We start from the raw sequence: 6,151 nt of genomic DNA, 5'->3' as shown, positions 1-6,151 counted from the left end.
GCTCGAAGCAGCCATTCACTACAGCTTGCATGAGTGTCCGCTCTGCGGACAAACTTGCCAAACGTCGCACTCGGACGAATGGCAGGCTTGGATTGGAATGTTGGCTTAGATATCGAGCGATCCTAAGCTTCGACCATCAAGACAATCGTGTCAGGTTGAACGCCATCGTGCTTCATCGCGGCCTGGCCGATTGGACTGCTATTGATCTCAAGAAATCTGTCAAGATCAGGGATATTGGCGGACAGGCCGACTTTGTTCGGTTCTGATGGATGGACGAATGTCACCATATCAAAAGCAACCTCTTTGAATATTTCGTCCCGTTTGGGTGACGAAAGCCAATGTTCGACATTATCCACATTGTGCATTGCGATGACTCTGGGCATGGGTATTTCCTATTCTAGACTTCAGCTTGTGAACGCCTTGGTGCAGGCACCAAGGCGTCGGCGTGAATTTTTTAACATTGATGTTGCGTTTCGACCGGTCTTGCCTCGAACATGGAAGAGTTTTCACCTCGATCCAGCGAATAGTTTTCAGGCCACATGAATGAAATTAAGATTAGAAATCTCGACCTGAACCTCCTTTTGGTTTTTCGGGTCCTGATGGAAGAAAGCAGCGTGAACCGGGCTGCCGAACAGCTTGGCCGAACGCCGTCCGCAGTAAGCCACGCGCTTGGTCGTCTGCGCGAGCAGTTGAATGATCCACTATTGATGCGAGCCGGCGGCATCATGAAACCAAGCCCGCGGGCCAAAGCCTTGTATCGCGAAATCCGTCCGATCCTGTCGCAGATAGAACGCGTTGTGCAAGCGCCAGCGGTCTTCGCACCCTCGACCAGCGCCCGCGCCTTTCACATGGCGGGACCTGCGCTGAATTGCATCGCGTCTGGTGTTGTCTCGCGCATGCAGGCAGAGGCCCGTGATACGGCATTGGTCTGGCATGCCTACTCCAAGGAAACCATGGGGCAGATCATACGGGGTGAGGTGGATATCGCGTTTGGAAACGCAAACTTTCCTCTGCCCGAAGGTCTGAAGGCGAAGAACTTGAAGCCGATGAAACGTTACGTTCTGGCGCGGCGCGGCCATCCCGCAACAAATGACTGGAGCCTCGAAAGCTGGCTGCGCTGGCCCCACGTCGTCGTGCGAATTCCCGCTGCGATACATGGCACGGTCGAGGAACACTTTGCCAATCTGGGACTGAAACGGCGCATTGGGCTTCACGCTGGCAGTTGGTCAGCGATCGCTCCGGCGGTGAGAAGCACAAACATGTTGGGAAACTTCGTTGCCCTTATCATGCTAGAGGGCGGCAGTGGCGACGACCTGCAGGTCTTTGAACCGCCGGAGCCCATGCCCGATCTTCTGTTTCGTGTCATCTGGAACGCCGAGTTGGACGCTGACCCAGCACTTGTTTGGCTGCGTGAGATCGTTCTCAGAACGTTTGATGAGCTGATGATCGAGGCCGACAACCGTTTGTTAAAGAACGATATCGTCCAACCGCGAATCATCGGGTGATCATATTTGAATTCCCGAAATCTGAGGCAATCTCCGCAATTGCCATTCATCGCCCGTGAAGCATTGGACTAAGCGGGCTCGATGCGGTCCTTCGCTGCAGTACATCCGAACGACCACACCGCGGACAAAACCGGCATTCAACCGTTTAGTTTTCCCTAAGAGTTGTATTCCGGAAGTTTGGACAAGGCAGATTTCAATGCGTCGCCCCACCCTTCGGAAATAATGCGATAGTATTGGTCGTCGGTTTCGAATCTGGACCGTGTACCACTTTCAAAGCTGTCTTCATCGTACAGAAGCAGGTCAAGCGGAGCGCCGACAGATAGGTTGGCCTTAATTGTGGAGTCGAAACTTACAAGCAGGAGTTTTACGGTTTCCGAAAAACTCATTTCCGGATCATAGGCGCGTACCAGAATTGGGCGACCATATTTTGTCTCTCCAATCTGAAAGAACGGGGTGTCGTCGCCAGCCTCGATAAAGTTGCCTTCGGGGTAAATTAGAAACAGGCGTGACGGGCCGCCCCTTATCTGCCCACCTAAAATGAGTGTCGCGTGAAAGGCACTGTCGGCTTGCTGACCGGACCGGGCATGCTCCTCGATGACGTCGTTCAGAGTAGTGGCGACCAATTGCGCAATCTGAAACATTGTCGGCGCTTCTAGTATGGACGGCGAGCGTTCTTCCGGCACTTTCGTCCGCTCTTCCAGAAGGCTTATTGTAGACTGAGTAGTCGCCAGGTTTCCGGCCGCTAGGATGGTTATCGACCGGTCACCTTCGACTGTCCAGTTGAACATTTTGTTGAAGGTCGAAACATTGTCCACGCCTGCATTTGTGCGTGTATCGGACATGAAAACCAGTCCGCGGTTCAGCCGCATGCCCACAGCATAGGTCATCAGATTCTCCGTTACTGCTGTGCGACCTGCAACTGCACTGTCAATTGCTCGCCCGCTGTCCCTATTCTGTTCCCTATTACTGGTGCAGATTGGGAATAGTCCAGACCGGTCGCGACACGTACATATCGATCGTCAGGTGAAATACCGTTTGAAACGTCAAACCCGACCCACCCCAAACCATCCAAATGCACTTCGGCCCAGGCATGGGTCGCGTCCTGTAGTTCCGTTTCGTTCATCATAAGGTAACCGGATACATAGCGTGCCGGCACTCCGATCTGCCGCGCGCAGGTAATGAAAATATGCGCGTGGTCCTGACACACGCCACAACCTGCTCTGAGAGCGTCTTCTGCGCTCCAACCCGGGTGCGAACTTCCAACCTCGTACGCGACCTGTGTTCGAATTCTTTCAGACAGGGCGTGCATCTGCTCAAGTGGTTTGCCTGTTGGCAACGCGCCTACCACATCGGCGACCCCTTTCCCCGGCATTGTCTGAGGTGTGCTTCTTTTGAATAGCCACAATGGTGTCGACCCTTCATGACGCCCCAGTACGCCATGTGTGTTTTCCACCTCAACAACGCCTTCGGAGATCAACGAGATGCTTCGGGTATTTAGCTCGAAACTGATCAACTCCACCGTATTGCGGTGGTAGTCTTCAAATGTAAGCTCTTTGCGCCCGCCGGAGATCTTGGTTCTCCAACTTAAAATGCTCTGATTGCGAAATGACTTTGGCGTTTTCCTCAGCTGCTGCAGCCCGAAGGGAACCGGCGCGTCGAAATCGTATCGTGTCTCGTGTCGAATGTGCAGTTTCATTTGCTACTCATAGAACCGGTAATCGATTTCTATCTGACGGCTTAAGTTGCCGAGATCTGTCAGAAAATCCTGAATGTACTCATGCAGTCCAAGCTCGAAAATATCGGAGATTTGCTGATCCAGGTATTTCTCGTAGAGAACTTTAGACGCCTCGCACGAAGGCCCGGCAAAGCCATAGTCTTTCTGCAGGTATGACAGGTTCTCCTGAATTTTTCTGCAGCAAAAGTGCAGGCTGCGAGGCATGCGCTGATCCAAGATCAGAAACTGGGCAATATCAGACGGCCGCGTTTTCTCTCCATGGGTCATTCGATACCCGCCACCCGCACCAACAGAGCGGAGGATGCTTTCCCATTGTATATTGTCCAGTGATGAGCCCACCGAAAAGGCCGTGGGCAAAAGAACATAGTACTTAACGTCCAGAATTCGCCCGGTATTGTCGGCCCGCTCGACAAACGTACCAATACGGGTGAAGTCGAAAATGTCATTGCGCAGCATGGTTCCCAATGTGGCACCTCGAACCAAAGCCGCCTGTTGGCGAATAAGTTCCAGCGTCGCAGGCAAATCACGCTCATTCACACGGCGCTTCATGATCTCATCGATCTGCATCCAAGTGGAGTTTACTGCACTCCAGACGTCATGGGTCAACGCGGTTCGAACAAGGCGCGCGTTGTCTCGTGCCTGTTTGATGACTGACTTGATCGAGGATGGATTATCAGCATCGCGCAGCACCCAATCTACCGCGTTGTCTTTTGAAACATCATCGTATTTGGCGTAGTACGCATCCAGAACGCCGGCCGTTTTCAGAACAGAGCCCCATTCCTCGGCGGAGTTCTTGGTACGGGTCAACGCCATCCGCTGACCTGTTTCAAGCAGCCTGGCCGTGTTTTCCGCCCTCTCAAGGTATCGAGACATCCAAAACAACCCACCTGCAGTTTTTCCCAGCATAGTCAGTCCTCCAGAACCCAGGTGTCTTTGGTCCCGCCACCCTGGCTTGAGTTTACGACTAGAGATCCCTTCTTAAGCGCCACGCGGGTCAAACCGCCGGGTGTGATCTTGATCCCTTCGGGTGACACCAAAACGAACGGCCTTAGGTCAACATGTCTGGGCGCAAGTCCCGAGCGCGCAAAGATCGGAACCGTCGAAAGCGACAGCGTCGGCTGAGCAATGTAGTTCCCGGGCCGCGATTTGAGCTTGTCGCGGAACGCCGAAATCTCTTTCTTGCTGGCGGTCGGTCCGATCAACATTCCATAACCGCCAGACCCGTGTACTTCTTTCACAACAAGCTCGGACAGGTTGTCCAGCACGTAGGAGAGAGACTCGGGATCACTGCAGCGCCAGGTCGGGACGTTTTGCAGCAAGGGTTTCTCACCCGTGTAGAATTCAACGATTTCAGGCATGTAGGAATAGATCGCCTTATCGTCGGCAATACCGGTCCCCGGTGCGTTGGCGATTGTGATACCTCCTGCACGGTAAACGTCCAGGATACCAGGTACGCCCAAAGCGCTATCGGCGTTGAAATTCAGGGGATCCAGAAAGTCGTCATCTACGCGGCGGTAAAGTACGTCGATGGGCTTGTAGCCTCTGGTGGTACGCATGCAGACCCGCCCATCAACAACGCGTAGGTCGTGGCCTTCGACCAATTCCACAGCCATCTGATCTGCGAGGAACGCATGTTCGTAATAGGCCGAATTATAGATGCCTGGGGTTAACACCGCGACGGTTGGTTCCCCGTCGGCGCAAGCCGGCGCGCAGGCAGCAAGAGATCGTCTCAGATTGCGGGGGTAGTCTGAAACATTACGAACATTCGTCGCGCTGAAGAGCTCGGGGAACATCTTTAGCATGGTTTCCCGGTTCTCCAGCATATAGCTGACCCCGGATGGTGTACGGGCGTTGTCCTCCAGAACGAAAAACTCGTTCGGTCCGGTTCGCACCAGATCGACCCCGACTATGTGCGTATAGACCTGACCGGGCGGTGAGACACCAAGCATCTGCGGCAGGAAGGCCTCGTTTCCGGCAATCATCTCTGCCGGCACGCGCCCGGCCCGGACAATTTCTTGACGGTGGTAAATGTCATGTAGGAATGCGTTGATTGCCCGCACCCGCTGTTCGATACCGCGTTCCAGCCGCTGCCATTCCCGCGCTGAAACAACTCGTGGTACGATATCAAACGGTATCAGACGTTCTTCGGCCTCGGCTTTGCCGTATACGTTAAAAGTGATGCCCGTCAGCCTAAACACTTCTTCGGCTTCGCGCTGTTTCGCCCTCAGTCGTGATGCGTCTTCCGCATTAAACCAGCGGCCGATCTCTTCGTATGGACCTCTAAGTGATCCATCGCCGTTGAACATTTCATCAAAATACTCACTCATGCTCTTAGTTTTACGCATAGATCAGATTTTTCAAGTCATTCAGGCTTGGTTGGATGCTGCCTAGGGAAGGAGCGTCTAATTTTCAGGCTTATTGACGATTGTGATGGTCTAAACAACGCGGTGCTATTCGTGTTTTCAGTTGATGTCACATTCATTGAGATGCACTGAGCATTACATGGCTTTTCGCTGCAACGGAACGTCCGCTTTGGGCTCAAAGCAGTCTTTCGCTGCGTAGCGTATCAATGACCGCAGTGCGGTCTTAGCCGTCATTCATTTACAAGCCAATTCCTTCAATAAGCTCTGGCACTTCAAGCTTTCGAAGCGCGTCTGCGACAGCAATCTGTGAGTCATGGTCAGCTAACCGTAGATGAGCTGCAATGTCTTCCAAGGCGCTAATATCGTTGTCACAATCCGTTTCAGCTTCGCGCGTCTCAATGTGTTTCACTGCAAGTGCAAGAGCCATAGCCAAATTTTCCATTGCGCAACTTCGATATGTTGAGATTTGAAGGTACAGGACCGAAATCATTGTAACAATGGGCTCGCACCGGACCTTCTCTGCGGCTTGCACCAACTGGCGGTCAGAG

7 protein-coding genes are annotated in these 6,151 nt (G+C 53.1%); 1 reads left to right on the top strand and 6 read right to left on the bottom strand.

What is annotated here, in order from left to right; all coding sequences use genetic code 11:
* Window positions 1-122: 122 nt before the first annotated feature.
* Entirely contained in the window at window positions 123-383 is a 261-nt protein-coding gene (locus tag QMP16_RS23380) for a hypothetical protein (RefSeq protein WP_282154371.1), read from the bottom strand.
* Between the two features lie 156 nt (window positions 384-539).
* Here QMP16_RS23380 and QMP16_RS23375 point away from each other — a divergent pair, with 156 nt between their 5' ends.
* Window positions 540-1,505 (top strand): LysR family transcriptional regulator, encoded by a 966-nt coding sequence (locus QMP16_RS23375; RefSeq protein WP_282154370.1) that lies wholly within the window; start codon window positions 540-542, stop codon window positions 1,503-1,505.
* 155 nt (window positions 1,506-1,660) lie between these two features.
* Here the strand turns inward: QMP16_RS23375 and QMP16_RS23370 are convergent, their stop codons facing one another.
* The 5 genes from QMP16_RS23370 to QMP16_RS23350 form a co-directional block, all read right to left on the bottom strand.
* On the bottom strand, window positions 1,661-2,392 hold the full coding sequence (locus QMP16_RS23370; RefSeq protein ID WP_282154369.1) for a peptidase: 732 nt from the start codon (window positions 2,390-2,392) through the stop codon (window positions 1,661-1,663).
* An 11-nt stretch (window positions 2,393-2,403) separates the two neighbouring features.
* Window positions 2,404-3,201 (bottom strand): transglutaminase family protein, encoded by a 798-nt coding sequence (locus tag QMP16_RS23365; RefSeq protein WP_282121409.1) that lies wholly within the window; start codon window positions 3,199-3,201, stop codon window positions 2,404-2,406.
* A gap of 3 nt (window positions 3,202-3,204) precedes the next feature.
* A complete protein-coding gene (locus QMP16_RS23360) occupies window positions 3,205-4,146 on the bottom strand; it encodes an alpha-E domain-containing protein (RefSeq protein WP_282121408.1) in 942 nt (313 codons plus the stop codon).
* Between the two features lie 2 nt (window positions 4,147-4,148).
* Window positions 4,149-5,567: a circularly permuted type 2 ATP-grasp protein gene (locus tag QMP16_RS23355; RefSeq protein WP_282154368.1), complete on the bottom strand. Its 1,419-nt coding sequence runs from the start codon at window positions 5,565-5,567 to the stop codon at window positions 4,149-4,151.
* 274 nt (window positions 5,568-5,841) lie between these two features.
* Window positions 5,842-6,151, bottom strand: a 310-nt coding sequence (locus tag QMP16_RS23350) for a hypothetical protein (RefSeq protein ID WP_282154367.1), incomplete at its 5' end; no start/stop codon positions are given.

It is taken from the genome of Ruegeria atlantica, from assembly GCF_947495585.1.
GTDB lineage: Bacteria > Pseudomonadota > Alphaproteobacteria > Rhodobacterales > Rhodobacteraceae > Ruegeria > Ruegeria atlantica_G.
Note: the sequence above shows the minus strand (reverse complement) of the source record. Positions and strands in the feature narration are given on the sequence as shown.